Origin of the sequence: Modestobacter marinus (assembly GCF_011758655.1) — a bacterium.
Taxonomy (GTDB): Bacteria; Actinomycetota; Actinomycetes; order Mycobacteriales; family Geodermatophilaceae; genus Modestobacter; species Modestobacter marinus.
This window is the reverse complement of record NZ_JAAMPA010000003.1, coordinates 244152-269987: the sequence shown is the minus strand read 5'-3', so window position 1 is coordinate 269987 and position 25836 is coordinate 244152. Positions and strand designations below refer to the sequence as shown.

The following is a 25836-nucleotide window of genomic DNA, read 5'->3' as shown; positions in this document are numbered from 1 at the left end:
CGGAGGTCCACCGCCGCGGCCCCGTCGTCCGCCCCGCCGTCGTGCCTTACCGGACGATGCCGTCCCGTTGCCGACTCCGCAGGGAGGTGCGCCCGTGGGAACGATTCCGTCGGCGTGTCGTCATGTTCCGGCCGACTCCGGACCTGCTCCGGGCCGGCTCAGAGGGTGGTGACGAAGTCGGCCAGCTGGGCGGCGGTGCGGACCTCCACCATCGGGATGACGTCGGCGTACCGGTCGGCGGCCGAGTCGCCGCTCCCCCAGAGCCGGCGCGGTTCCGGGTTGAGCCAGTGGGCCGACCGCGACCGCCGGACCAGGTCCGCCAGCGTCGGCAGACCCGGGTGCCGGTAGTTCGTGCGACCGTCGCCGAGCACCAGCAACGACGTCTTCGGCCCGACCGCGGCCGGCCACCTCTCGGCGAAGACCTCCAGCGCGTTGCCGTAGTCGCTGTGCCCGTCGAAGCTGACCAGGTCGGCCTCCCGGCCGATCCGGGCGATCGCGTCGACGACGTCGGCGCCGGGGGTGAAGAACCGGGTGACCTCGTCGGTCGAGTCGACGAAGGCGAACGCCCGCACGCCGCTGAAGTGCTCGCGCAGCGCCTGGGTCAGCATCAGGGTGAAGTGGCTGAAGCCGGCCACCGAGCCGCTGACGTCGCAGAGCACCACCAGCTCGGGCTTGTGCACCGCCCGCGGCCGGTGGTGGGTCACCAGGGGCATCCCGCCGGTGGCCAGCGAGGCGCGCACCGTGCGGCGGAAGTCCAGCCGCCCGGCCCGGCCCAGCCGCCGGCGGGCCGCCAGCCGCACGGCCAGCCGCCGGGCCAGCGGCGCGACGGTGCGGCGCAGCTCGGCCAGGTCGGCCTGCTGGGCGCGGAGGAAGTCGACCTGGTCGGCCATCGGGCGGACGGCGTTGCGGGCGACCTTGTCCCGCCCCTTCTCCGCGGCGGTGCGCCGCCGCACCTCGGCCTCCACCGCCGTCCGGAACGCCGCGATCCGCTCCTTCGCCGTCGACCGGGCCACCTGCTCGGCCAGTCCCCCGCGCTCGGCGCCGGCGAGCATCCCGGCCAGCAGCTGCGCCACGAGGGTGTCCGGCGAGAGCGCGCGCAGCACCCGGTAGCTGAAGAACGACTGCCCGGACGGGCTCGGCGCCCCGGCGCCGAGCTGGTCGACGGCCAGCCGGGCGAACCGGCGCAGCGCCTCCTCGTCGCCCTCCAGCAGCAGCCGCAGCAGCTCGGCGCGCAGCGCCTCGGCCAGCGCACCGGGGTCGCCCACCGGCAGCGGGCCCTCGGCGCCCGTCCCGTCGTCGTCCTCGTCGTCCTGGGTCGCGTCCTCCTCGGCCGCGGTCACCGGCCGGTCGGTGAGCGGCCACCACAGGTCGAACAGGACGTCGAACACCTCGCGCTGGGCGGCCCGGCGGAGCAGCACCGCGGCCAGGCCGTGCCGCAGCTGCTCCCGGTCGAGCAGGTCGACCACGGTGAGCACCTGGGCGGCGTCCACGGCCTGGCTGATCCCGACCGGCACGCCGGCCTCCCGCACCGCGCGGACGAAGCCGTCCAGGTGCCCGACGAGCCCACCCGGCTCGACGGCGGCGGCTCCCGGCGACATCAGTTCAGCCGGAGCTCGGCGGCGGCCCGCGCCTGGTCGCTGGCGTGCTTGAGCACCACGCCCAGCGTCGAGCGCATCGCCGACTCGTCCAGGGTGTCCAGGCCGAGGGCCAGCAGCGTCTGCGCCCAGTCGAGGGTCTCGGAGATCGACGGCGACTTCTTCAGCTCCAGCGCCCGCAGCGCGCGCACCGTGCGCACCAGCTGGTCGGCCAGGCCCGGCGCGAGGTCGGGCACCCGGGACAGCACGATCTCCCGCTCCCGCTCGGCGCTCGGGTAGTCCAGCGCCAGGTACAGGCAGCGACGCTTGAGCGCCTCGGAGAGCTCGCGGGTGGCGTTGGAGGTGAGCACCACCAGCGGTCGACGGGCGGCGGTGATCGTGCCCAGCTCGGGGATGGTGACCTGGAAGTCGCTGAGCACCTCCAGCAGCAGGCCCTCCACCTCGACGTCGGCCTTGTCGGTCTCGTCGATGAGCAGCACGGTCGGCTCGGTCCGCCGGATCGCGGTCAGCAGCGGGCGGGCGAGCAGGAACTCCTCACCGAAGACGTCGTCGTGCACGGTGTCCCAGTCGGCCCCGCCGGTGCCGGCCGCGGAGATCCGCAGCAGCTGCTTCTTGTAGTTCCACTCGTACAGCGCCCGCGCCTCGTCCAGGCCCTCGTAGCACTGCAGCCGGATGAGCTCCGAGCTCGTCGCGGCGGCCATCGCCTTGGCCAGCTCGGTCTTGCCCACCCCGGCCGGCCCCTCGACCAGCAGCGGCTTGCCCAGCCGGTCGGCCAGGAAGACGGTCGTCGCGATCTGCGCGTCGGGCAGGTACCCCGCGGCCGACAGCCGCGTCGTCACGTCCGCCACGTCGGCGAACTGGGCGGCGTGCGTGGGCGTGCGGGACATGCGGCTCCTCGTTGAGCTGGGGCGTGCCGGGATCAGCGGGTGTGGCCGCTGCCGGTGACGACGTAGGTGGTGGAGGTGAGCTCCGGCAGCCCGAGCGGGCCACGGGCGTGCAGCTTCTGGGTGGAGATGCCGATCTCGGCGCCGAACCCGAACTCGCCGCCGTCGGTGAACCGGGTGGAGGCGTTGACCAGCACCGCGGCGGCGTCGACGCCGGCGGTGAACTCGGCGATCGCCCGGGCGGAGTCGGCGACGATCGCCTCGCTGTGCCCGCTCCCCCACCGGCTGATGTGGTCCAGCGCGCCCGGGAGGTCGTCGACCACCCGGACGGCCATGTCCATCGACAGGTACTCGGTCGCCCAGTCCTCGTCGGTGGCCGGGACGACGCCCTCGTGCGCCCGGGCAGCGGTCTCGTCGCCGTGCAGGGTGACCCCGGCGTCGGCCAGCGCGGTCAGCAGCCGGGGCAGGAAGGCGACGTCCCGGTGCACCAGCAGGGTCTCCGCGGAGTTGCACACGCTGACCCGGGACGTCTTGGCGTTCAGCACGATCGCCTCGGCCATCGCCGGGTCGGCGGAGGCGTCCACGTAGACGTGGCAGTTGCCGACGCCGGTCTCGATCACCGGCACGGTGGACTCGCGGACCACCCGGGAGATCAGCGACGCCCCGCCGCGCGGGATGACCACGTCGACCAGGCCGCGGGCGTTCAGCAGCTCGCCGACCGACGCCCGGTCGGCGGGCAGCAGCGCGATCGACCCGGCCGGCAGCCCGGCCTTCTCGGCGGCCTCGGTGAGGACGGCGACCAGCGCGGTGTTGGTGCGGTGCGCCGAGCCCGACCCGCGCAGCAACGCCGCGTTGCCGCTCTTCAGGCACAGTCCGGCGGCGTCCACGGTCACGTTGGGCCGGGCCTCGTAGACGATCCCCACCACCCCGAGCGGCACCCGCACCTGCCGCAGCTGCAGCCCGTTGGCCAGCGTCGACCCGCGGACGACGTCGCCGACCGGGTCGGGCAGCGAGACCAGGTGCCGCAGCGCGTCGGCCACCGCGGCCAGCCGGGTGCGGTCCAGCCGCAGCCGGTCCAGCACCGAGGCCGGCGTGCCGTCCGCCGCGGCGGCCTCGACGTCGGCGGCGTTGGCCGCGAGCACCTCGTCGGCCCGCTCCAGGACCGCCTCGGCCATCGCCGTCAGCGCGGCGTCCTTGGTCTCGGTGGGCAGGGTGCGCAGCACGCGGGCGGCCTCGCGGGCACGGGCCGCGGCGGCCCCGATCAGCGGGAAGTCGGCGTCGGACACGCCTGGAGGTTACGCCCGGCCCCCGTGCCGGGTCCCGCCGCGAGCCTGCGAGTGGTGGGGGGCACGGGGGTCCTTCGAGGGGTCCTTCGTCAGGTGCGCAGCGCGCGGAGCACCCGCTTGCGGGCGTCGCCGGTCAGCCGGTCGACGAAGAGCTTCCCGTCGAGGTGGTCGACCTCGTGCTGCAGGCAGCGGGCCAGCAGCCCGCTGCCCTCGATCCGCAGCGGTTCGCCGTGGACGTCGAACCCCTCGGCGACGCAGTGCATCGCCCGCACGGTGGGGGCGTAGAGGCCCGGGATCGACAGGCAGCCCTCGTCGTCGTCCTGGGTCTCCTCGGAGCGCTCGGTGATCACCGGGTTCACCAGGTGGCCGATGACGCCGTCGACGTTGTAGGAGAAGACCCGCAGGCCGACCCCGATCTGGGTCGCCGCCACCCCGGCCCGACCGGGGTGGTCGACGGTCTCCTCCAGGTCGCGGACGAGCGCGGCGAGGTCCTTGTCGAAGGCACGGATCGGGTCGGCCGGGGTGCGCAGCACCGGGTCGCCGATCTCGCGGATGGCACGGATCGTCACGGGGGCAGTCTCTCAGCCGCGGGTGGTGCGCCCGACGAGCACCATCTCATCGCGGTGCACGACCTCGCGGCGGTACTCGGGGTCCAGGTCACCGGTCTTGCGGCCGAGCAGGGCGGGCAGCTCGCGGGCGTCGTAGGCGACCAGGCCGCGGGCGACCACCTCGCCGTCCGGGCCGACCAGCTCCACCGGGTCGTCGGCGAGGAACTCGCCGGTCACCCCGGTGACACCCGCGGCCAGCAAGGAGGCGTGCCGCTCGCGGACCGCCCGCACCGCCCCCTCGTCCAGCAGCACCCGGCCGCGCGGGCGGCTGGCGTAGCGGAGCCAGAACTGCCGGGCCGAGGGACGGCGCCCCGTCGGGGCGAACAGGGTGCCCACCCGCTCACCGGCCAGCGCGTCCGCCGCCTGTGGCGTGGAGGTCACCACGACGGGCACCCCCGCCGCCGAGGCGATGAACGCGGCCTCCACCTTGGTGGCCATCCCGCCGGTGCCGACGCCGTTGCGGCTGGCCGAGCCGAGCGTGACCGCCGCGAGGTCGGCGGGGCCGCGCACGGTGTCGACCAGCGCGGCCGGCCCGGTGCGCGGGTCGCCGTCGTAGACGCCGTCCACGTCCGAGAGCAGCAGCAGGGCGTCCGCCAGGGCGACGTGGGCGACCAGCGCCGCCAGCCGGTCGTTGTCGCCGAACCGGATCTCCTCGGTGGCGACCGTGTCGTTCTCGTTGACGATCGGCAGCACGCCGAGGGACAGCAGTCGCTCGATCGTCTGCTGCGCGTTGCGGTAGTGGCCGCGCCGGGTCAGGTCGTCGGCGGTGAGCAGCACCTGTCCGACGGTCACGTCGTGGGCGGCGAAGGCGTCGGCGTAGGTCTGCACCAGCCGCAGCTGCCCGACGCTCGCCGCCGCCTGCGCGGTGGCCAGGTCGCGCGGCCGGCCACCCAGCCCGAGCGGCGCCAGCCCCGCGGCGATCGCGCCGGAGGAGACGAGCACGACCTGCCGGCCGGCCGCCCGCAGCGCGCCGAGGACGTCGACCAGCGCCCGAAGGCGGGTCTCGTCCAGCCCGCCGGGCAGGGTGGTCAGCGACGAGGAGCCGACCTTGACCACCACCCGCTGCGCGGCGGCGATCTCCGCGCGGGCGGTCACCGGTCGGTGTCGTCGAGGAGGTCGGCGTCGATCCAGCCGTCCCCCTCGGTGACCTCGTACGGCAGCCGGCGGGCCTTCTTGGCCCGGAGGCGGTCCTCGGCCGACAGCCGGGTGTTGTCCTCGAGCCGGGTGTCGGTGCCGCGGCCACCCAGGCCCGCGGTCTCCTCGATGGTGAGCGTGCCGGCCGGGAGGGTGGGCTCCCAGTCGAAGGTGACGTCGCCGATGGTGATCGCGTCGCCGGGGACGGCGCCGGCCTTGGCCAGCTCCTCCTCCACGCCCAGCCGGTTGAGCCGGTCGGCCAGGTAGCCGACGGCCTCGTCGTTGCCGAAGTCGGTCTGCCGGACCCAGCGCTCCGGGCGCACCCCGAGCACGACCCACCCGTCGGTGCGGGGGTCGGGCTCGACGGTGAAGCCGCCGTCGTCGACGGCGCGCGGCACGATCGTGATCGGGGCCGGCGGGAGTTCGGGCAGCGAGGCGCGGTGCTCCCGGACGGCGGCGGCGAGCGCGTAGCCCAGCTCGGTCACCCCTTCCCCGGTGGCCGCGCTGATCGGGAACACCTGCAGGCCGCGCTGCTCCAGCGAGGCGCGCACCAGGTCGACCAGCTCGCGACCGTCCGGGACGTCGATCTTGTTCAGCACGGCGATCCGCAGCCGGCCGACCAGGTCGAGCTCGTCGCCGCCGTACTCGCGCAGCTCGTGCTCGAGGGCCTCGATGTCGGTCTCCGGGTCGCGTCCGGGCTCCATGGTCGCCATGTCGACCACGTGCACCAGCACGGCGCAGCGCTCGACGTGCCGCAGGAACTCCAGGCCCAGGCCCTTGCCGACGGACGCGCCGGGGATCAACCCGGGGACGTCGGCCATCGTGTAGGTCGTGTCGCCGGAGCGGATGACGCCCAGCTGCGGCACGAGCGTGGTGAAGGGGTAGTCGGCGATCTTGGGGCGGGCGGCCGACATCGAGGCGACGAGGGAGGACTTGCCGGCCGAGGGGTACCCGACCAGACCGACGTCGGCGATGCTCTTCAGCTCGAGGACGGCGTCCACGGCCTCCCCCGGCTCGCCCAGCAGCGCGAAACCGGGGGCCTTGCGGCGGGCGTTGGCCAGCGCGGCGTTGCCCAGCCCGCCCTTGCCGCCGCGGGCCAGCACCACCCGCGCACCGGCCCCGACCAGGTCGGCGACGACCTGGCCGCCGACGCTCACGACGGTGCCGGAGGGGACGCCCAGGACGAGGTCGGCCCCGCGCCCGCCGTTGCGGTAGTCGCCCGCCGCCTGCTTGCCGTTGCCGGCCTTCTGGTGCGGGCGGTGGTGGAAGTCCAGCAGGGTGTGCACGCTCGGGTCGACCTGGAGGACGACGTCGCCGCCGTCACCCCCGTCGCCCCCGTCGGGGCCGCCCAGCGGCTTGAACTTCTCGCGGTGCACGGAGCTGACCCCGTTGGCACCCTTTCCTGCCGAGACGTGGACCGTCACGCGGTCGACGAAAGCGGCCATGATCGCCGCCTCTCTGCGTTACGGCCGAACTGTCCGGAATGGGGAACGGGTGGCGGCGCCGGAGTACCGGCGCCGCCACCCGTGTCGTGCGTCGTGCGACCGGCCTGTGTTCCGGGGAACGGGCCGGGGACTGCTCAGACCGAGACGGTCTCGCGGGCGGCCACCGGCGCGCCGACGGCGGTGATGGCGACCTCGCGGCGGCCGCGGCGGAACCCGAAGGTCACCGCGCCGGGGACGAGCGCGAACAGGGTGTCGTCCTTGCCGCGGCCGACGCCGAGACCCGGGTGGAAGTGCGTGCCGCGCTGGCGGACGATGATCTCACCGGCCTTGACGACCTGACCACCGAAGCGCTTGACGCCCAGGCGCTGGGCGTTGGAGTCGCGACCGTTGCGGGACGACGATGCGCCCTTCTTGTGTGCCATGTCGTCAGCCCTTCGTGATGTCGCGGACCACGACGCTGGTCAGGGGCTGACGGTGCCCCTGGCGCTTGTGGTAGCCCGTCTTGTTCTTGAACTTGTGGATGTGGATCTTCGGGCCCTTGCCGTGCTCGACGATCTCGCCGGTCACGGTGACGCCGGCGAGCGTCTGGGCGTCGGCGGTGACGGTGTCGCCGTCGACCAGCAGGATGGCCGGGAGGGTGACGGTGTCACCGGCCTCTCCGCTGAGGCGGTTGACGGTGAACGTGTCACCGACACCCACCTTGTGCTGCGCTCCACCGGCCTTGACGACTGCGTACACCACTGACTCCTCGATCGGTTCCATGTGTCCAGCACTGTGTCCTGCGCGCACGACCGCCACGAGGGCCGAGTGCTGGACGTGCTGCTCGCGCCTCCCAGGCGGCACCGAGGTGCGCGGCCCGTGGTGGAGCAACCCGTCCAGCGTACCCGAGGCGTTGTGCCCGGGTCGAACCGCGTGGGTGCGGCTCGACCCGGCCCCGGGCAGGGACGGTGCCCTGCCCGGGGTCCTCGGTCAGGCGGGCGGGCCTGCGGGCCGCGAGGCGGCCCTGCGGCGCCGCGGCCGGACCGCCGGGACCTCCGGGTCGGCCACGGGCTCGGCGACCGGCTGGGGCGGCACGACGACGGCCGGCTCCGACCGCTCCTCCGCTGCCTCCGGGGCATCCGGGCTGGCCGGCGGCGCCGCCACCGCGGCGGCCAGGACGGTGTCCGGGGTCGACGCCTCGGCAGGCGTCGGCTCCTCGGCGACCACCTGCACCGCGGTCTCGCCCGTGGGGAGGGTCTCCTCCCCGGTGAGCGCGTCGGCGTCCGGCAGTCCACTGTCGGGCGCGTCGGCGACCGGGGCGTCCTCGGCCCCGCGGGCCCCGGCTGCCTGCCCACGGCCTCGACGGCCCCGGCTGCGGCGGCCACGACCCTCACCGGCCGGCTCGTCCGTCGACTCGGTGACCTGCTCCGCGGCGACCTGCTCCCCCGTGGCCTGTCCGCCGGCGACGGGCTCGTCGAAGGACGCCCCGCCCTGCAGCGCCATGGCGTCGGCGACGTCCCAGCCCGCGGCCGGGTCCTCGCGACGCGAGGTCGCGGTGCCCCCGTCCGCCGGCTCCGGGGCCGCCTCGTCCTGGTCGGCCTGGGCGGCCGGCGAGCCGGCGTCCACGGGACCGCGCTCGGCGGCGTTGCCGCTCCGCGATCCGCGGTCGCGGCCACCCCGGCTGCGACGACTGCGACCGCCGCCGGTCTCGGCGGCGTCGGCGCCCGGCGCGTCGGCGGCGTCGCCCTCGGGGCGCGCGTCCTCGGTCACGGGTGCGGTCTCCGCGGCGTCGGGGGTCGCGACAGCGGCGTCCTTCGCCCGGTCGTCCCGGCCCTTGTCCCGGCCCGGGCCGGAGGCACCACCACTGCCAGAGCCACTGCCCGAACCCGACCCGCTCCCCGAGTCGCCCCGGTTCCGGCCGCCGCCACCGTTGCCGCCGCCGTTCCCGCCGCCGCCGTTGCCGTTGCCGCTGGACCGCTTCTTCTCGTCCACCGGGTCGACGTGCACCAGGACACCCCGGCCACGGCAGTGCTCGCACGGCTCGGAGAAGACCTCCAGCAGCCCCTGGCCGACCCGCTTGCGGGTCATCTGCACCAGGCCCAGCGAGGTGACCTCGGCGACCTGGTGCTTGGTGCGGTCGCGGCCGAGGCACTCGGTGAGCCGCCGCAGCACGAGGTCGCGGTTGCTCTCCAGGACCATGTCGATGAAGTCGATGACGATGATCCCGCCGATGTCGCGCAGCCGGAGCTGGCGGACGATCTCCTCGGCGGCCTCGATGTTGTTCCGCGTCACGGTCTGCTCGAGGTTGCCGCCCGAGCCGACGAACTTGCCGGTGTTGACGTCGACGACCGTCATCGCCTCGGTGCGGTCGATGACCAGCGAGCCGCCCGAAGGCAGCCACACCTTGCGGTCGAGGGCCTTCATCAGCTGCTCGTCGATCCGCAGGTCACGGAAGACGTCGCCGGTGCCGGTGTAGCGCTGCAGCCGCTCGGAGAGCTCCGGGGACACGTGCGCGACGTAGGCCTCGACGGTGTCCCAGGCGTCGTCACCCTGGACGACCAGCCGCTTGAAGTCCTCGTTGAAGACGTCGCGGATGACCCGGATCGCCAGGTCGGGCTCGCCGTAGAGCAACGTCGGCGCGCTGGACGTCGAGGACGCCTTGGTCTGGATGACCTCCCACTGCGCCTGCAGCCGGGCCACGTCCCGGGTGAGCTCCTCCTCCGAGGCGCCCTCCGCGGCCGTGCGGATGATGACGCCGGCGTCCTCGGGGACGATCTTCTTCAGGATGTCCTTCAGCCGCTGGCGCTCCTTGTCCGGCAGCTTGCGGCTGATGCCGGTCATCGAGCCACCGGGCACGTAGACCAGGAAGCGGCCGGGCAGGTTGACCTGCTGGGTCAGCCGGGCACCCTTGTGGCCGATCGGGTCCTTGGTCACCTGGACCAGGACCTTGTCGCCGGACTTCATCGCGGTCTCGATCGACCGCGACTTGCCGGACAGGCCGGCGGCGTCCCAGTTGACCTCACCGGCGTACAGGACGGCGTTGCGGCCCTTGCCGATGTCGACGAACGCGGCCTCCATGCTGGGCAGCACGTTCTGCACGCGGCCCAGGTACACGTTGCCCGCGAACGAGGTGGCCTGCGCCTGGGTGACGTAGTGCTCGACCAGGACGTCGTCCTCGAGGACGGCGATCTGGGTGCGCTCCCCCTGCTGGCGGATGACCATCGCCCGGTCCACGGCCTCACGCCGGGCCAGGAACTCCGACTCGCTCAGGATCGGCGCGCGCCGGCGGCCACCGTCGCGGCCCTCGCGACGCCGCTGCCGCTTGGCCTCGAGCCGGGTGGAGCCGGCCACCCCACGGACGTCGTCGTCGCTGGAGGTGCGGCCGTTGCGCCCGGCCCGCTCCGGCCGGTCGTCGGCGTCCTCGGTGCTGTCCTCGCTGCTGCCGTTCTCGCCGCTGCTGCCGCGACGACGGCGCCGGCGGCGACGGCGGGTGCTCGACCCTGAGCCGCCCTCGGCCGAGTCGTCGTCCTCGCTGTCGTCGTCCTGGCCCTCGGGCTCGGTGCTGTCCTCGGACTCCTCGGCCGCGGCCGGGGTGTCGGTGTCCTCGTCGTCGCGGTCGCCGTCGCTGCCGTCCTCGCCGGTGCGTCCACGGCCACGGCCCCGACGGCCCCGGCGCCGGCGGCGGCTGCCCGAGGAGCCGCCGTCGTCGCCGTCGCGGTCGTCGGCGTCCTCGGTGTCCCGCTCGTCGGTGTCCCGCTCGTCGGTCTCGGTGGTCTCGGTGTCCTCGGCCTCGACCGGCTCGCTCTCCGCGAGGGCACGGCGGCGACTGCGGGACCGCCGCGGCGGTGCCTGCTCGGCGTCACGCTCGTCGGCGGCCGGCCGGTCGTCGGTCCGGCCGGAGTCGGCGTCGGTCGACTCCGCCGGCGACTCGGCCTGCGGACGGCGGCTGCGGCGGCGCGGTGCGGCGACCTCGGGCTCGGGGGCCACGAAGCTGACGAAGGCGGGAGCCACCGGCGAGAGCTGCGGGGCCGGCGGCTCGACCGAGTCGGGGTCTGCCGTCACGGCCGGCCGGGTGGCCCGGCGGCGGGGCCGGGCGGTGACGGTGGTGGGCTCCGGCGAGCTGAACTGGGCGCCGAACCTGGGGAGCTCGTGCTCGGGCTGGGGGGTGATGGCCTCGGCCATCGGCACCTCGACCGGCTCCTCAGGGAGGTCCTCGGCGTCCGGCTCCGCCGACCCGTCACCGGTGTCCGGCTCCGGGGCCGGGCCACCGAGCAGATCGGCGGGCGCTGATCCCTCCGCGGTGCTGGTGTCGGTGCTGTTCTCGTTGTCGTCGTGGTCGGCCACGAAGGGCTCGCCTCCTGTGCGTCCCCGGGCGCCGATCGTCTCCGACTGGCGGCCGCGCAGGAACGTGGGTCGGGCGGATCGGGCGGCCGCTGGGAGCGGCGGTTCTGCCCGGCCCGCGAAGTCTGGGTCCGCGCTCCGGCCGGTGCGGCTGGTGCCCGGTGGTGCAGCGTGCTGAACACGGGTGGTGCGGTGGTTCGAAGGCTCAGGTGGTGCCGAGTTCGGGTGGTGCAGCGCCACGGCTGGCAGACGTGTCGCAGGCGACGCCCGGCGCATCCGGGTCCACCGGGTCAGACCTGAGCCGGCTCCCCCTGGCAGCGGGAACTGGCCACGCGGTCGGGCCCCAGCGGATCGGCGACGTCACCGCTGTCGTCGAGCCGGCCCTGCGCCTCACGCACGGCCCGGGCGGGCAACGGCGGGTGCAGGTCGGCGACGGCAGCCAGAGCGGCCATCACGTCATCCGGTCGAACGGTCGGCGTGAGCTGCCGTACGACCACGAGCAGTATGGCACAACCTGCCTCAACGGTGACCGCAGCGGAGACGACGGCGGCCCGCGCGTCGACGTCCTTGGTGCCGTTCTTGGTCCGCTTCGAGACCAGCACGACCTCCTCGGCGAGGAAGGCCTGCACCGCGCTCGACAGCTCGTCGGCGGCCACGCCGGGGAGGTCGATCCGCCACCGGGTGGCGTCCAGCCGGTCGGCCAGCGAGCCGCTGCCCTCGACGGCCTCGACGCACTCGAGGACGTCGATGCCCGGCGGCAGCGAGGCGTCCAGCGCGGCCCGCACCTGCTCCGGGTCGCGCCGGGCGGACAGCCCGATCTCGAAGTACTCCGCCTCCGACGCCGCGCCGGTCGGCGCTGCGCCCATGTAGGAGATCTTCGGGTGCGGGCTGAAGCCGGCGGAGAACGCCATCGGCACCTGGGCGCGGCGCAGCGCCCGCTCCAGGGCCCGGGCGAGGTCGCGGTGGGAGGCGAAGCGCAGCGGGCCGCGCTTGGTGTAGCGCAGCCGCAGCTTCTGCACGGTGGGCGGCGGCGGTGGGCCGTCGGGGGTGCGGGCCACTACCGGACCACGGTCAGCGGCAGCAGGCTGCGCCCGGTGGGCCCGATCTGGATGTCGGTACCCATGGTCGGGCAGACACCGCAGTCGTAGCAGCCGGTCCAGCGGCAGTCGCCGACCTCGTCCTCGCTGATCGCGTCCTGCCAGTCGTCCCAGAGCCACTCCTTGTCCAGCCCGGAGTCCAGGTGGTCCCAGGGCAGCACCTCGTGCTCGGTGCGCTCCCGGGTGGTGAACCAGTCGAGGTCGAGCCCGAACGCGGCGAGCTCCTCGGCGGCGGCCGTCTGCCACCGGTCGTAGGAGAAGTGCTCGCTCCAGCCGTCGAAGTGCCCACCGTCGCGCCAGACCCGCTCGATGACCCGGCCGACCCGGCGGTCGCCGCGGGACAGCAGGCCCTCGATCACCCCGGGCTTGCCGTCGTGGTAGCGCAGGCCGATCGAGCGGCCGATCCGGCGGTCGGCGTTGATCGCCTCGCGCAGCACCTTGAGCCGGTGGTCGATGGTCTCGGCGCTGGCCTGGGACGCCCACTGGAAGGGGGTGTGCGGCTTGGGCACGAAGCCACCGATGGAGACGGTGCAGCGGATGTCCTTGCTGCCGCTGGCCTCGCGGCCGGCGCGGATGACCTCGACCGCCAGCTCGGCGATCTCCAGCACGTCCTCATCGGTCTCGGTCGGCAGACCGCACATGAAGTAGAGCTTCACCTGGCGCCAGCCGTTGGCGTAGGCCGTGGTGACCGTGCGGACCAGGTCCTCCTTGGACACGGTCTTGTTGATCACCCGGCGGATCCGCTCGCTGCCGCCCTCGGGGGCGAAGGTCAGCCCGGAGCGGCGGCCGTTGCGGGACAGCTCGTTGGCCAGGGTCACGTTGAAGGCGTCGACCCGGGTGCTCGGCAGGCTCAGCCCGGTGTTGGTGCCCTCGTACCGGTCGGCGAGCTCCTTGGCCAGCTGGCCGATCTCCGAGTGGTCGGCGCTGCTCAGCGAGAGCAGGCCCACCTCCTCGTAGCCGGTGGCCTTGAGCCCGGCGTCGACCATCGAGCCGATCCCGGTGATCGTCCGCTCGCGGACCGGGCGGGTGATCATCCCGGCCTGGCAGAACCGGCAGCCCCGGGTGCAGCCGCGGAAGATCTCCACGCTCATCCGCTCGTGCACGCTCTCGGCCAGCGGGACCAGCGGCTGCTTCGGGTAGGGCCACTCGTCGAGGTCCATCACGGTGCGCTTGCCGACCCGGGCCGGGACGTCGTCCCGGGTGCGGAGCACCTCGGCGATCGTGCCGTCGGCGCCGTAGGTGACGGCGTAGAAGCGGGGGACGTAGACGCCGTCGACCCGGGCGAGCCGGGCCAGCAGCTCCACGCGGCCGCCGGGGCGGCCCTGTTCCTTCCAGGCGGCGACGACGTCGGTCATGTCGCCGACGACCTGCTCGCCGTCGCCGAGCACCGCGCAGTCGACGAAGTCGCTGACCGGCTCGGGGTTGAAGGCGGCGTGCCCGCCGGCGACGACCACCGGGTGGCTCTCGTCGCGGTCGACCGCGTGCAGCGGGACGCCGGCGAGGTCGAGGGCCTCGAGCAGGTTGGTGTAGCCCAGCTCGGTGGCGAAGCTGACGCCGAGCAGGTCGAACTCCCGCACCGGGCGGTGGGCGTCGACGGTGAACTGGCCGACGCCGTGCTCGCGCATCAGCCCGGCCAGGTCGGGCCAGACGGCGTAGGTGCGCTCGGCCAGGGCGTCCGGGCGCTCGTTGAGCACCTCGTACAGGATCATGAGGCCCTGGTTGGGCAGCCCGACCTCGTACGCGTCGGGGTACATCAGCGCCCAGTGGACGGCGACGTCGTCCCACGGCTTCACCTGGGCGTTGAGCTCGCCACCGACGTACTGGATGGGCTTCTGCACCTGGGCGAGGAGCGGCTCGAGGCGGGGGTACAGAGAATCGACAGTCATGACCCGCCCAGGGTAGCCGCTGCCCCCGGGGGCCGAGGTCGTGACTTCGCCCCCCGGCCCCCTCGCCGGGGCCCGTCGCGAGCTCGCGAGCGAGGGGAGGCGAGGGGGGGCCTTCGTCAGAGAGCGGGGAAGAAGAGCGCGATCTCCCGGGCGGCCGACTCGGGCGAGTCGGAGCCGTGCACGATGTTGGCCTGCACCTCGAGGGCGAAGTCGCCGCGGATGGTGCCGGGAGCGGCCTTCACCGGGTCGGTGGCGCCGGCCAGCGCGCGGAACGCCTCGATGGCCCGCGGTCCCTCGACCACGAGGGCCAGCAGCGGCCCCCCGGTGATGAACTCGACCAGCGAGCCGAAGAACGGCCGCTCGCGGTGCTCGCCGTAGTGCTCCTCGGCGACCTCGGTGGTCAGGGTGCGCAGCTCGGCGGCGACCAGGCGCAGGCCCTTGGCCTCGAGGCGGGCGATGACCTGGCCGACCAGGCCGCGGGCCACGCCGTCGGGCTTGACCAGGACCAGCGAACGCTCAGCAGTGGGTGCAGACACGGCCGGGAGCGTACGGGACCCCATCAGTCAACTTCGGTTGACAGGTGGGACCCGTCAACCTATGTTGACGACATGGCCTCCCCCACCGACGTCACCACCGCCGCCGCGGCCGACGACCCGGACACCGGGCTGCGCGCCATCCGGGCCCTGCGCGACCTGGCCGACCGCCTCGAGGCCCTCCAGGTCTCCTCGGCCCGGGCCCGCGGCTGGTCGTGGCAGCAGATCGCCGACGCCCTCGGCGTCAGCCGGCAGGCGGTCCACAAGAAGCACGCCACCTCGAGAAGGGACCGTTGACGTGTTCGAGCGCTTCACCGACGAGGCCCGGCGGGTCGTCGTCATGGCCCAGGAAGAGGCCCGGGAGCATCGGGCCGAGCAGATCGAACCGGTGCACCTGCTGCTCGCGCTGTCCGAGGACCCCGGCCGCGGTGGCACCGTGCTGCGGGCCGTGGGCGCCGACCACGCGTCGGTCCGGTCGGCGATGGCACGCTCCGGCGGCGACCTGGACGCCGATGCCCTCGCCGCCGTGGGCATCGACCTCGACCGGGTGCGAGCAGCTGCGGAGGCGGCCTTCGGGCCGGGCGCGCTCGACCGCAGCGGCAGCCCGGCGGGGCACATCCCGTTCGCCGACGGCAGCAAGCGCGCGCTCGAGGAGTCGCTGCGGCACGTGCTGCGGTCCAGGGCGCGCCGCCGGGCCCGGGCGATCGACAGCGGTGCCGTGCTGGCCGGGCTGCTCGCGGTCGACGACCCGCTGGTGACCCGGCTGCTCCGGCAGCTGGGCACCGACGCCGACCGCCTGCGCGGGCAGCTCGGCGACGCCTCGGCGGCCTAGCGCGCCGGTCAGCCCGCGGGCGGTGGCGGGGGTGCGGCCGGCGGCGGGCCGAACTGCGAGCCGAGCAGCTCCTTGCGGACCTGCAGCAGGTAGAGCCAGATCGCCACGAACAGGCCGCCGACCAGCCACATCGCCCCGCTGAGCAGCCCGGTGAGCAGCAGCGGGACCTGCAGCGCCGTGCCGATGACCAGACCCTGCGGACGGCGCTGCACCCCGCTGGCCAGGATCAGCAGCGCCGCCAGCACGAGCAGCACGGTCAGCCGGGTGCCGGTCAGCCCGTCGTCGGTCTGGGCGATGCCCCGCGGCACGAAGAGGACGGCGATCCCCTCCAGGAACAGGATCGCCGCGGCGGCCCCGCCGAGGGCCTTGCCGGCGCGCACCGGGTCGGGTGCGGTCACCGCTGCGTGCCGGACAGCAGGGCCCGGGCCTCCCCCGCGGTGATCACGCTGCCGGTGACCAGCACGCCGGACCCGCCGAGTGCGTCGTCCGGGCCGGCCTCGGCCAGCTCCATCGCCGACTCCAGCGCGTCGGTGAGCAGCGGGTGCACGCTGACCCGGTCGGCACCGAAGACGTCGACCGCCAGGGCCCCCAGCTCGTCGGCCGGGATGGCCCGCGGCGAGCTGTTCTGGGTGACCACCAGCTCGGCGCACAGGCCCTCCAGCTCGGCGAGCATGCCGGGGACGTCCTTGCCCTGGACGCAGCCGACGACGCCGACCAGCCGGGTGAAGTCGAAGGACTCCCGGACCGCCTCGACGGTGGCCGCCATGCCGGCCGGGTTGTGCGCGGCGTCGACCAGCACCGCCGGGGAGGTGCGCACCCGCTCCAGCCGGCCGGGCGAGCGGACCGCGGCGAAGGACTCCCGGACGACGTCCTGGGCGACCGGGCCGGTGGCCGACCCCGCGCCCAGGAACGCCTCCACCGCGGCCAGCGCCACGGCGGCGTTCTGCGCCTGGTGCGCGCCGAACAGCGGCAGGAACACCTCGTCGTACTCGCCGCCCAGGCCCTGCAGGCGCACCTGCTGCCCGCCGACGGCGACCCGGCGCTCGAGCACGCCGAACTCGGTGCCCTCCCGGGCCACGGTCGCGTCGACCTCGATCGCCCGCCGCACCAGCGCCTCCAGCGCACCGGCCGGCTGGTGGGCGAGCACCGCGACGACGCCGCCGTCCGGGCGCCCGTCGGGCAGCACGGCGTCCTCGGCGGTCGGCTTGATGATCCCGGCCTTCTCGGTGGCGATCGTGGCGACGTCCGGCCCGAGGTACTCGGCGTGGTCCAGCGAGACCGGGGTGACGACGGCGACCCGGGCGTCGGCGACGTTGGTCGCGTCCCAGGTGCCGCCCATGCCGACCTCGATGACGGCGACGTCGACCGGTGCCTCGGCGAAGGCGGCGTAGGCCATCGCCACCGTCACCTCGAAGAAGGACATCGGGACGTCGCTGCCCGCGTCGACCATCTGCACGTAGGGCGCGATGTCGTCGTAGACCTCGACGAAGCGCTCGGCCGGCAGCGGCTCGCCGTCGAGCACGATCCGCTCGCGCATCGACTCCAGGTGCGGGCTGGTGAACCGGCCCACCCGCAGGCCGAAGCCGCGCAGCAGCTCGTCGATCATGCGCGCGGTCGTGGTCTTGCCGTTGGTGCCGGTGACCTGGACGACGGGCATCGCCCGGTGCGGGGAGCCCAGCAGGTCGACCAGGGCGGAGATGCGGGTCAGCGACGGCTCGAGCCGGTTCTCCGGCCACCGCGCCAGGAGCGCCTGCTCGACCCGGGCCAGGTCACGGGGAAGTGAGGTGCTCATCGCTCTTAGGATGCCAGTCATGGTCGCTGACACCCGCCCCCTGGACAGCACTCCCCCGGGGACCGCCGTCGGTGTACCCGACAAGCCCTCCATCGACGGGCTGGAGACCAAGTGGGTCGCCCGCTGGGCCGAGGACGACACCTACGCCTTCGACCGGGACGCCGCGCTGGCCGCCCCCCGCGCGCAGACCTACGCGATCGACACCCCGCCGCCCACCGCGAGCGGCTCGCTGCACGTCGGCCACGTGTTCAGCTACACGCACACCGACATCGTCGCCCGCTACCACCGGATGCGCGGCAAGCACGTCTTCTACCCGATGGGCTGGGACGACAACGGCCTGCCGACCGAGCGCCGGGTGCAGAACTACTACGGCGTGCGCTGCGACCCCTCGCTGCCCTACGACGAGTCGTTCACCCCGCCGGAGAAGCCGGGCAAGGACCAGCTGCCGATCTCCCGGCGCAACTTCGTCGAGCTCTGTGAGCGGCTCACCGCGGTCGACGAGGCCGCCTTCGAGGAGCTGTGGCGCCGGGTCGGGCTGTCGGTCGACTGGTCCAACGTCTACCGGACGATCTCGGAGTCCTCCCGGGCCACCGCGCAGAAGATGTTCCTGCACAACCTGGCCCGTGGTGAGGCCTACGCCCAAGAGGCGCCGACCCTCTGGGACGTCACCTTCCGCACCGCGGTCGCCCAGGCCGAGCTGGAGGACCGGGAGCGGCCGGGCGCCTACCACCGCATCGGCTTCCACGGTGCCGACGGCCCGGTCTTCATCGAGACCACCCGCCCCGAGCTGCTGCCCGCGTGCGTCGCCCTGGTCGCCCACCCGGACGACGAGCGGTACCAGCCGCTGTTCGGGAAGACCGTCCGCACTCCCCTGTTCGGGGTCGAGGTCCCGGTCGTCGCGCACCGGCTGGCCGAGCCGGACAAGGGCTCGGGCATCGCGATGATCTGCACCTTCGGCGACCTCAACGACGTCACTTGGTGGCGGGAGCTGCAGCTGCCGACCCGGGCCGTGATCGGCTGGGACGGCCGCTTCGTCGCCGACGCCCCGGCCGGCGTCCCCGCCGACGTGTACGGCGAGCTGGCCGGCAAGACCTCGTTCTCCGCCCAGCAGCGGATCGTCGAGCTGCTCCGCGAGTCCGGTGACCTGGTCGGTGACCCGAAGCCGATCACCCACCCGGTGAAGTTCTTCGAGAAGGGCGAGCGCCCGCTGGAGATCGTCACCACCCGCCAGTGGTACATCCGCAACGGCGGCCGGGACGGCGACCTGCGGGACGCCCTGCTGGCCCGCGGCCGGGAGATCCAGTGGGTGCCCGAGCACATGCGGCACCGCTACGACAACTGGGTCGAGGGGCTCAACGGCGACTGGCTGATCAGCCGGCAGCGGTTCTTCGGCGTCCCGTTCCCGGTCTGGTACTCACTCGACGCCGAGGGCGAGCCCGACTACACCTCGCCGATCCTGGCGCCGGAGTCCGCACTGCCGGTCGACCCGTCCTCCGACGTCCCCGAGGGCTTCACCGCCGACCAGCGCGGGGTGCCCGGCGGGTTCATGGCCGACCCCGACGTGATGGACACCTGGGCCACCTCCTCGCTGTCGCCGCAGGTCGCCTCCGGCTGGGAGACCGACCCGGAGCTGTTCGCGCACGTCTTCCCGATGGACCAGCGGCCCCAGGCGCACGACATCATCCGCACCTGGCTGTTCTCCACCGTCGTCCGGGCGCACTTCGAGCACGGTTCGGTGCCGTTCACGCACGCGACCATCTCGGGCTTCGTCGTCGACCCCGACCGCAAGAAGATGTCGAAGTCCAAGGGCAACGCGACGACCCCGATCGACGTGCTGGAGCGCTACGGCACCGACGCGGTGCGCTGGCGCGCCGCCGGCGCCCGGCCGGGGGCGGACAGCCCGTTCGACGAGGCGCAGATGAAGGTCGGCCGGCGGCTGGCGATGAAGGTGCTCAACATCGGCAAGTTCGTGCTCGGGCTGGGCGCCTCCCCCGACCTGACCGCCGAGGCGGTCACCGAGCCGATCGACCGCGGGCTGCTCGCGTCGCTGGCCCAGGTCGTCGACGAGGCGACCGCGGCGATGGAGGCCTACAACTACACCCGGGCGCTCGAGGTCACCGAGTCGTTCTTCTGGTCGTTCTGCGACGACTACGTGGAGCTGGTGAAGACCCGGGCGTACGGCACCGGCCCCGAGGCCGCGTCCGCGCAGGCGACGCTGGCGCTGGCGCTGTCGGTGCAGCTGCGGCTGCTCGCCCCGGTGCTGCCGTTCGTGACCGAGGAGGTCTGGTCCTGGTGGCAGACCGGCTCGGTGCACCGCGCCCTGTGGCCCACCGCCACCGAGCTGCCGACCGGCGGCGACCCGGCGGTGGTGACGGCGGCGGCCGAGGTGCTGTCGCTGGTCCGCAAGGCGAAGTCCGACGCGAAGACCTCGATGCGCACCGACGTCGCGACGACGACGGTGACCGTCCCCGAGGCGCGGAAGGCCGCGGTCGAGGCCGCCCGGGGTGACCTGGTGGACGCCGGCCGGATCGCGGAACTGACCGTGGTGGCCGGCGAGGGCCCGCTCCACGTCGACGTCGTCCTGGCCGAGACCCCCACCGAGAGCTGACCGCCGAACGGTGGGCGCTGAGTGCCGGTCCCGCACCCAGGACCTGTCACTCAGCGCCCACCGTCGAACAACCGGCGGCGCGCGTCGTGGGTGGCGCAGATGAGGCGGCGGCACTCGTCGGGTGATCCGGTGAGCCGGCGGTGGCCGAACCGGAGCGTCTGCCACCCGAGTGTCGCGGCCAGCGCATCCCGGCGGATGTCACGCTCCCGCTGCTCCCGAGAGCCGTGCCACGCGGCGCCGTCCAGCTCGACCGCCAGCAGCACCTCCTCGTAGGCGACGTCCAGGAAGACCCGCTTCCCAGCCAGGACGAGCGGGCGTTGCTGAACGAAGCGGGGCATGCCTGGCCCGCGCAGCACCCGGAGGCAGCCCCAGATCTCCAGCTCGCTCTGGCAGCCGTCGGCGAGCAGCTGCACCAGCTCGACCAGCTCGCGGCGACCAGGCAGGCGTGGCCGCAGGACGAGCTCGTCCGCGACCGCGGATGCCGTGCACAGCCGGTTCCGGACGGCGGTGATCGCCGCACCTCGGAGGTCCTCCCGGTCGACCCCGGCCGGGCACGCCCAGGCGTCGACCAGCGAACGCTCGACCGAGGTCACCGGCAGCCCGTCGGCCCTCCGGCGGTGCCAGTCCACGTCCAGCCCCCGGTGGCGGACCACCGCCGCCGACCCCCGGCCGCTGGCGCCGGTGTGGACGGTGACGTGCACTGGGCCGGCCGGCGGTGCCAGCAGTCCCCACAGCGCCAGCGCGGTGGTGTGGCTGGCGACCGCGTCCCTCTCGTGCAGCGCTGCGGCCACCCTGGTGCGCCACCGCCCGGCCGCTGCCGGGGTCGCGTAGCGGGCCGGGCCGAGCTGGACGAGCCGCCCGGTGGCCACCCAGGCCCGCACGGTCGTCGGGCTGAGCTGCCGGGTCAGCTGCGCCCAGGTCGTCCACCCGGTGGGTCCGACGACGGCATCGGGATCAGGTCGCACGGCGCAAGCCTGCCCGCCCCCGACCACCCACAGGTGCCACCTGTGGAGGGGGCCTACAGCGGGCGCGGAGTGCCAGCCCGGACCGCCCTGAGCAGCAGTTCCCGCACGCTCTTCCTGCTGGGAACGGCGACGGCCCGCTCCCCCGGAAGGGGAACGGGCTGTCGGGTGACCCGGTGGCCTAGGCGGACTTCTCGCGGGGGGCGCGGGCGGGCTTGCGGGGGACGATCGTCGGGTTCACGTGCTCCAGCACGACCTCGCGGGTGATGACGACGGTGGCGACGTCCTCGCGGCTGGGGATGTCGTACATCACCGACTGGAGCACCTCCTCCATGATCGCCCGCAGCCCGCGGGCACCGGTGCCCCGCAGGATGGCCTGGTCGGCGATCGACTCGAGCGCGTCGTCGGTGAACTCCAGCTCCACCCCGTCCAGCTCGAACAGCCGCCGGTACTGGCGCACCAGGGCGTTCTTCGGCTCGGTGAGGATGTTCATCAGCGCGGTGCGGTCGAGCTTCTGCACGCTGGTGATCACCGGCAGCCGGCCGATGAACTCGGGGATCATGCCGAACTTCAGCAGGTCCTCGGGCATGACCTGGGCGAAGGCGTTGGCCTCCTCGATCTCGGCCTTGCCGCGGACCTCGGCGCCGAAGCCGATGCCCTGCTTGCCGGTGCGGGCCTCGATTACCTGGTCCAGCCCGGCGAAGGCGCCACCGACGATGAACAGCACGTTGGTGGTGTCGATCTGGATGAACTCCTGGTGCGGGTGCTTGCGGCCACCCTGCGGGGGCACCGACGCGGTCGTGCCCTCGAGGATCTTCAGCAGCGCCTGCTGCACGCCCTCACCGGAGACGTCGCGGGTGATCGACGGGTTCTCGCTTTTGCGGGCGATCTTGTCGACCTCGTCGATGTAGATGATCCCGGTCTCGGCGCGCTTGACGTCGTAGTCGGCCGCCTGGATCAGCTTGAGCAGGATGTTCTCGACGTCCTCGCCGACGTAGCCAGCCTCGGTCAGCGCCGTGGCGTCGGCGATGGCGAAGGGGACGTTCAGCATCCGGGCGAGGGTCTGCGCCAGGTGGGTCTTGCCACACCCGGTCGGGCCCATCAGCAGGATGTTGGACTTGGCGAGCTCGACGCCCTCGTCGCGAGCGCGGTCACCGCCGGCCTGCACCCGCTTGTAGTGGTTGTAGACGGCGACGGCGAGCGTGCGCTTGGCCTGGTCCTGGCCGATGACGTACTGCTCGAGGAAGTCGTGGATCTCCTTGGGCTTGGGCAGCTCGTCGAACTTGAGGTCCGAGGACTCCGAGAGCTCTTCCTCGATGATCTCGTTGCAGAGGTCGATGCACTCGTCGCAGATGTAGACCCCGGGGCCAGCGATGAGCTTCTTGACCTGCTTCTGGCTCTTCCCGCAGAACGAGCACTTGAGCAGGTCGCCGCTCTCACCGATACGTGCCACCTGGCTGACCTCCACCTCGAATGGGACGGCGCTGCCGCGGTCCCGTTGGTACGTGCTGTGTCATGCCCTCGTCGACGCCCTTCGCGCTGGCGTCCGGTGCCCCTGCGGTCGTCGACCGGGGATCGGGCGTTCGCCGAACCTACCCGGCTGCTCCGACGTTCCCGGGCAGGAACTCACCCGGGTCGCCCGGCCCGTAACACCCGTCCCGGCCCTCCCCCACGACCCGGCGGAGTCAGGCAGCCGCCGGGAGGCGGGATGGGAGAACGGTACGGGCCGAGAGCGCGACACGCGCGCTCTCGGCCCGTCCGATCAGCAGATCAGGCCGGCAGGGCGTTGAGCTTGCGGCTCTGGATGACCTGGTCGACGATCCCGTACTCCATGGCCTCCTCGGCCGTGAGGATCTTGTCCCGGTCGATGTCCTTGCGGACCTGCTCCTGCGTCTGCCCGGTGTGCCGGGCCAGGATGCTCTCCATCTGGGTGCGCACCCGCTCGATCTCGCGGGCGTGGATCTCCAGGTCGGTGACCTGACCGCCGGCCTCACCGGAGGGCTGGTGGATCAGCACCCGGGAGTACGGCAGCGCCAGGCGCTTGCCCTTCGTCCCGGCGGCCAGCAGGACGGCGGCCGCGGAGGCGGCCTGGCCCATGCAGACGGTCTGGATGTCGGGCCGGACGAACATCATCGTGTCGTAGATGGCCGTCAGCGCGGTGAACGAGCCACCGGGGCTGTTGATGTACATGGTGATGTCACGGTCGGGGTCGTTGGACTCCAGCGTGATCAGCTGCGCCATGACGTCGTTGGCCGACGCGTCGTCGACCTGCACCCCGAGGAAGATGATGCGCTCCTCGAAGAGCTTGTTGTACGGGTTCGACTCCTTCATGCCGTAGCTCGTGCGCTCCACGAAGGAGGGCAGGATGTACCGGCTGGAGGGCATCTCGAAGCTGCTGCTCATGGTCACTTCTCCGGTCCGTCGGTGACCGGGTTGTCGGTCGAGGTCATGGTCTCCGCGCGGGTCACCACGTGGTCGACGAAGCCGTACTCGAGGGCTTCCTGCGCGGTGAACCAGCGGTCGCGGTCGGAGTCCTTCTCGATCTGCTCGACCGTCTGCCCGGTGAACTGCGCCTGCAGCTCGTTGAGCTGGGCCTTGGTGTTGCGGAACAGCTCGGCCTGGATGGCGATGTCGGAGGCGGTGCCGCCGACGCCGGCCGAGGGCTGGTGCATCAGGATCCGCGTGTGGGGCAGCGAGTAGCGCTTGCCCTTGGTGCCGGCGGTGAGCAGGAACTGGCCCATCGAGGCGGCCAGGCCCATCGCGTAGGTGGCGACGTCGCAGTCGATGAACTGCATCGTGTCGAAGATCGCCATGCCGGCGGTGACGGAGCCGCCGGGCGAGTTGATGTAGAGGTGGATGTCGCGCTTGGGGTCCTCTGCGGACAGCAGCAGCATCTGCGCGGCGAGCTGGTTGGCGATGACGTCGTCGACCTGGCTGCCGAGGAAGATGATCCGCTCACGCAGCAGGCGCTCGTAGACCGAGTCGTTGAGGTTCATCATCGAGCCGCCGGCGCGCATCAGCGGCGCGCTGGCGGTGATCAGGTCTGAGTTGCTCACGGGTGCGGTGACCTCCGTAGGACTGCGGTGCAGTCGGTCTCGTGGAACGGGTTGGCCGGTGGTCGTGGGGCGACCGACGACGCTGCGGACGACCCTCGGTGCCGGTCGTCGGTGCGGCCTCGTGGAGTCGTCCTTCAGGCTTGCCTGAGTGTCACGTCGACCCTAACGCGCACCCCCGACCGGTTCCTCCCGGCGCGGGCCGGTGTTCGCCGTGGGCGCAGCGGCGCCGGGGTCCGGGTCCCGGGAACGACAGCGCCGCCCGCACCCAGCTGGGTACGGGCGGCGCGGTGTGCCGGGTGGGTCAGGCCTTGTCGGCCGTCGCCTCGGTGTCGGTCTCCTCGGCAGCGTCGGCCTCGACGGCGTCGGCCTCGGCCGCCTCAGCGGCGTCGGCGTCCTCGGTCGCGTCGGCGGCGACGGTGCGGGGACGCAGCGCCTCCAGGTCGACGACGTTGCCCGACTTGTCGGTGATCGTCGTCTCCTCCAGCAGCTGGGCCAGCGCCTTGGTGCGCCGCACGTCGGCGACGAACTCGGCGATGTTGTTGCCCTGCTGGAGCTGCTGGGCGTACTGCTCGGGGCTGACCCGGTTGCGCTGGGCCTGCGCCATGATCTGCGCGGAGAGGTCCTCGTTGTCGACGGTGACCTCGCGGGCGTCGGCGATCGAGTCGAGCACGAACTGCGTCTTGACCGCCTTCTCGACGTTCTCGCGCATCTCGGCGTCGTAGGCCTCGCGGCTCTCGACCTCGGCCATCGAGAAGTAGGCGTCCCAGTCCATGCCGGCCTGCTGGAGCTCGCGCTCCATGGCCTGGCTGCGCCAGCTCAGCTCCTGCTCGACCAGCTTCTCCGGCACCGGGACCTCGATGGTCTCGAGCAGGTGCTCGACCAGCTTGTCGCGGGCCTGCGCACCCTGCTGCAGCACCTTGGTGCGGGCCAGCCGGGTGCGGACGTCCTCGCGCAGCTCGTCCAGGGTGTCGAACTCGCTGGCGATCGAGGCGAACTCGTCGTCCAGCTCCGGCAGCTCCTTGGCCTTGACCGACCGCACGGTGACGGTCACGTCGGCCATCTCACCGGCCTGGTCACCGGCGAGGAGGGCGGTGGAGAACGTGGCGCTCTCGTCGGCGGACAGCCCGCGCACGGCCTCGTCCAGGCCGTTCATCAGGTTGCCGGAGCCGACCTCGTAGGACATCCCGGTGGTGCTGCCGTCCTCGAGCACCTCGCCGTTCAGCGTGGCCTCCAGGTCGATGGAGACGAAGTCGCCGTCCTCGGCCGCGCGCTCGACACCGGAGAGGGTGGAGAAGCGCTCGCGCATGACGCTGATCTGCTGGTCGATCTCCTCGTCGGTGACCTCGACGTCGTCGACGGTCACGGCCAGGGAGTCCAGCGGGGGCAGCTCGAGGGTGGGGGCGACGTCGACCTCGGCGGTGAAGGCGAGGGCCTCGCCGTCGTCGAGGCGGGTGACCTCGACGTCGGGCTGGCTGATGACGCGGACCTGGTTCTCCCGGATCGCCTCGGAGTAGACCTCCGGGACGGCGTGCTGGACGACCTGCTCGAGCACGACCGGGCGGCCGATGCGCTGGTCGAGCACGCGGTTGGGGACCTTGCCGGGGCGGAAGCCGGGAACGCGCACCTGCTTGCCCAGCTCCTTGTAGACCTCACCGAAGGCGTGGTCCAGGTCGCTCCACGGCACCTCGATCGCGAGCCGGACCCGGGTCGGGCCCAGGTTCTCGATGGTGCTCTTCACAGCGGCGTGCTCCTCAGGTACGACGGGGGTGGGCGCGGCCTCCGTGGGGACGGTGGCCGA

The 25836-nt window shown here is 73.3% G+C and carries 22 protein-coding genes; 3 read left to right on the top strand and 19 right to left on the bottom strand.

Annotated features, from left to right (window positions below; translation table 11 throughout):
* Positions 1–158: 158 nt before the first annotated feature.
* From FB380_RS22250 to ndk, 12 genes are all read right to left on the bottom strand, one after another.
* On the bottom strand, positions 159–1598 hold the full coding sequence (locus FB380_RS22250; RefSeq protein WP_188959685.1) for a vWA domain-containing protein: 1440 nt from the start codon (positions 1596–1598) through the stop codon (positions 159–161).
* Positions 1598–2482, bottom strand: coding sequence for an AAA family ATPase (locus tag FB380_RS22245; RefSeq protein ID WP_166757524.1), 885 nt, complete (start codon positions 2480–2482; stop codon positions 1598–1600). The genes FB380_RS22250 and FB380_RS22245 overlap by 1 nt, the downstream gene beginning before the upstream one ends.
* A 32-nt stretch (positions 2483–2514) precedes the next feature.
* Positions 2515–3765: a glutamate-5-semialdehyde dehydrogenase gene (locus tag FB380_RS22240; protein WP_188959686.1), complete on the bottom strand. Its 1251-nt coding sequence runs from the start codon at positions 3763–3765 to the stop codon at positions 2515–2517.
* A gap of 89 nt (positions 3766–3854) precedes the next feature.
* A complete protein-coding gene (gene def, locus FB380_RS22235; RefSeq protein WP_166757523.1) occupies positions 3855–4334 on the bottom strand; it encodes a peptide deformylase in 480 nt (159 codons plus the stop codon).
* Positions 4335–4346: 12 nt separating this feature from the next.
* Complete coding sequence (gene proB / locus FB380_RS22230; protein WP_166757522.1) at positions 4347–5468, bottom strand: glutamate 5-kinase; 1122 nt, start codon at positions 5466–5468, stop codon at positions 4347–4349.
* On the bottom strand, positions 5465–6952 hold the full coding sequence (obgE, locus tag FB380_RS22225) for a GTPase ObgE (RefSeq protein WP_166757521.1): 1488 nt from the start codon (positions 6950–6952) through the stop codon (positions 5465–5467). Before obgE ends, proB begins: the two co-directional genes overlap by 4 nt.
* A gap of 134 nt (positions 6953–7086) precedes the next feature.
* A complete protein-coding gene (gene rpmA, locus FB380_RS22220; RefSeq protein ID WP_166757520.1) occupies positions 7087–7374 on the bottom strand; it encodes a 50S ribosomal protein L27 in 288 nt (95 codons plus the stop codon).
* A gap of 4 nt (positions 7375–7378) precedes the next feature.
* Positions 7379–7690, bottom strand: a complete 312-nt coding sequence (rplU, locus tag FB380_RS22215) for a 50S ribosomal protein L21 (protein ID WP_166757519.1) — start codon at positions 7688–7690, stop codon at positions 7379–7381.
* Between the two features lie 231 nt (positions 7691–7921).
* The gene (locus tag FB380_RS22210) at positions 7922–11275 is read right to left on the bottom strand and encodes an Rne/Rng family ribonuclease (RefSeq protein WP_229682303.1); all 3354 of its coding nucleotides are present in this window, start codon (positions 11273–11275) and stop codon (positions 7922–7924) included.
* Positions 11276–11562: 287 nt separating this feature from the next.
* Positions 11563–12330, bottom strand: coding sequence for a TIGR03936 family radical SAM-associated protein (locus FB380_RS22205; protein ID WP_166757517.1), 768 nt, complete (start codon positions 12328–12330; stop codon positions 11563–11565).
* Entirely contained in the window at positions 12330–14255 is a 1926-nt protein-coding gene (locus FB380_RS22200) for a TIGR03960 family B12-binding radical SAM protein (protein ID WP_166757516.1), read from the bottom strand. Before FB380_RS22200 ends, FB380_RS22205 begins: the two co-directional genes overlap by 1 nt.
* Before the next feature lie 116 nt (positions 14256–14371).
* On the bottom strand, positions 14372–14791 hold the full coding sequence (gene ndk, locus FB380_RS22195; RefSeq protein ID WP_036336704.1) for a nucleoside-diphosphate kinase: 420 nt from the start codon (positions 14789–14791) through the stop codon (positions 14372–14374).
* A gap of 72 nt (positions 14792–14863) precedes the next feature.
* On the opposite strand from ndk, the gene FB380_RS22190 reads away from it, so the two are divergent.
* Both FB380_RS22190 and FB380_RS22185 read left to right on the top strand, forming a co-directional pair.
* Positions 14864–15085: a helix-turn-helix domain-containing protein gene (locus tag FB380_RS22190; protein ID WP_166757514.1), complete on the top strand. Its 222-nt coding sequence runs from the start codon at positions 14864–14866 to the stop codon at positions 15083–15085.
* A 1-nt stretch (position 15086) separates the two neighbouring features.
* Positions 15087–15620 (top strand): Clp protease N-terminal domain-containing protein, encoded by a 534-nt coding sequence (locus tag FB380_RS22185; RefSeq protein ID WP_166757513.1) that lies wholly within the window; start codon positions 15087–15089, stop codon positions 15618–15620.
* Positions 15621–15628: 8 nt separating this feature from the next.
* Here FB380_RS22185 and FB380_RS22180 read toward each other — a convergent pair whose 3' ends face one another.
* Together FB380_RS22180 and FB380_RS22175 are read right to left on the bottom strand one after the other, a co-directional pair.
* Positions 15629–16018 carry a DUF4233 domain-containing protein gene (locus FB380_RS22180; RefSeq protein WP_166757512.1) on the bottom strand — a complete coding sequence of 130 codons (390 nt, stop codon included), beginning with the start codon at positions 16016–16018 and terminating at the stop codon, positions 15629–15631.
* Positions 16015–17412, bottom strand: a complete 1398-nt coding sequence (locus FB380_RS22175) for a bifunctional folylpolyglutamate synthase/dihydrofolate synthase (RefSeq protein WP_166757511.1) — start codon at positions 17410–17412, stop codon at positions 16015–16017. Before FB380_RS22175 ends, FB380_RS22180 begins: the two co-directional genes overlap by 4 nt.
* Positions 17413–17431: 19 nt before the next feature.
* On the opposite strand from FB380_RS22175, the gene valS reads away from it, so the two are divergent.
* Complete coding sequence (gene valS / locus FB380_RS22170) at positions 17432–20020, top strand: valine--tRNA ligase (protein WP_166757510.1); 2589 nt, start codon at positions 17432–17434, stop codon at positions 20018–20020.
* 50 nt (positions 20021–20070) lie between these two features.
* Here the strand turns inward: valS and FB380_RS22165 are convergent, their stop codons facing one another.
* The 5 genes from FB380_RS22165 to tig all read right to left on the bottom strand — a co-directional run bounded on the left by FB380_RS22165 (position 20071) and on the right by tig (position 25776).
* Complete coding sequence (locus FB380_RS22165; RefSeq protein ID WP_166757509.1) at positions 20071–20985, bottom strand: DUF559 domain-containing protein; 915 nt, start codon at positions 20983–20985, stop codon at positions 20071–20073.
* A 178-nt stretch (positions 20986–21163) separates the two neighbouring features.
* Positions 21164–22435, bottom strand: a complete 1272-nt coding sequence (gene clpX, locus FB380_RS22160; RefSeq protein WP_166757508.1) for an ATP-dependent Clp protease ATP-binding subunit ClpX — start codon at positions 22433–22435, stop codon at positions 21164–21166.
* A gap of 317 nt (positions 22436–22752) precedes the next feature.
* The gene (locus FB380_RS22155) at positions 22753–23385 is read right to left on the bottom strand and encodes an ATP-dependent Clp protease proteolytic subunit (protein ID WP_166757507.1); all 633 of its coding nucleotides are present in this window, start codon (positions 23383–23385) and stop codon (positions 22753–22755) included.
* A 2-nt stretch (positions 23386–23387) separates the two neighbouring features.
* On the bottom strand, positions 23388–24038 hold the full coding sequence (locus FB380_RS22150; RefSeq protein WP_373286332.1) for an ATP-dependent Clp protease proteolytic subunit: 651 nt from the start codon (positions 24036–24038) through the stop codon (positions 23388–23390).
* A gap of 301 nt (positions 24039–24339) precedes the next feature.
* Positions 24340–25776: a trigger factor gene (gene tig / locus FB380_RS22145; protein WP_166757506.1), complete on the bottom strand. Its 1437-nt coding sequence runs from the start codon at positions 25774–25776 to the stop codon at positions 24340–24342.
* Between the last annotated feature and the right edge of the window lie 60 nt (positions 25777–25836).

Coding starts and splice junctions, on each gene's coding strand:
- obgE (WP_166757521.1), bottom strand. CDS start 6,952: ATGGCCGCTTTCGTCGACCGCGTGACGGTCCACGTCTCGGCAGGAAAG.
- valS (WP_166757510.1), top strand. CDS start 17,432: ATGGTCGCTGACACCCGCCCCCTGGACAGCACTCCCCCGGGGACCGCC.
- FB380_RS22200 (WP_166757516.1), bottom strand. CDS start 14,255: ATGACTGTCGATTCTCTGTACCCCCGCCTCGAGCCGCTCCTCGCCCAG.
- FB380_RS22190 (WP_166757514.1), top strand. CDS start 14,864: ATGGCCTCCCCCACCGACGTCACCACCGCCGCCGCGGCCGACGACCCG.
- FB380_RS22245 (WP_166757524.1), bottom strand. CDS start 2,482: ATGTCCCGCACGCCCACGCACGCCGCCCAGTTCGCCGACGTGGCGGAC.
- rpmA (WP_166757520.1), bottom strand. CDS start 7,374: ATGGCACACAAGAAGGGCGCATCGTCGTCCCGCAACGGTCGCGACTCC.
- FB380_RS22155 (WP_166757507.1), bottom strand. CDS start 23,385: ATGAGCAGCAGCTTCGAGATGCCCTCCAGCCGGTACATCCTGCCCTCC.
- FB380_RS22250 (WP_188959685.1), bottom strand. CDS start 1,598: ATGTCGCCGGGAGCCGCCGCCGTCGAGCCGGGTGGGCTCGTCGGGCAC.
- FB380_RS22175 (WP_166757511.1), bottom strand. CDS start 17,412: ATGAGCACCTCACTTCCCCGTGACCTGGCCCGGGTCGAGCAGGCGCTC.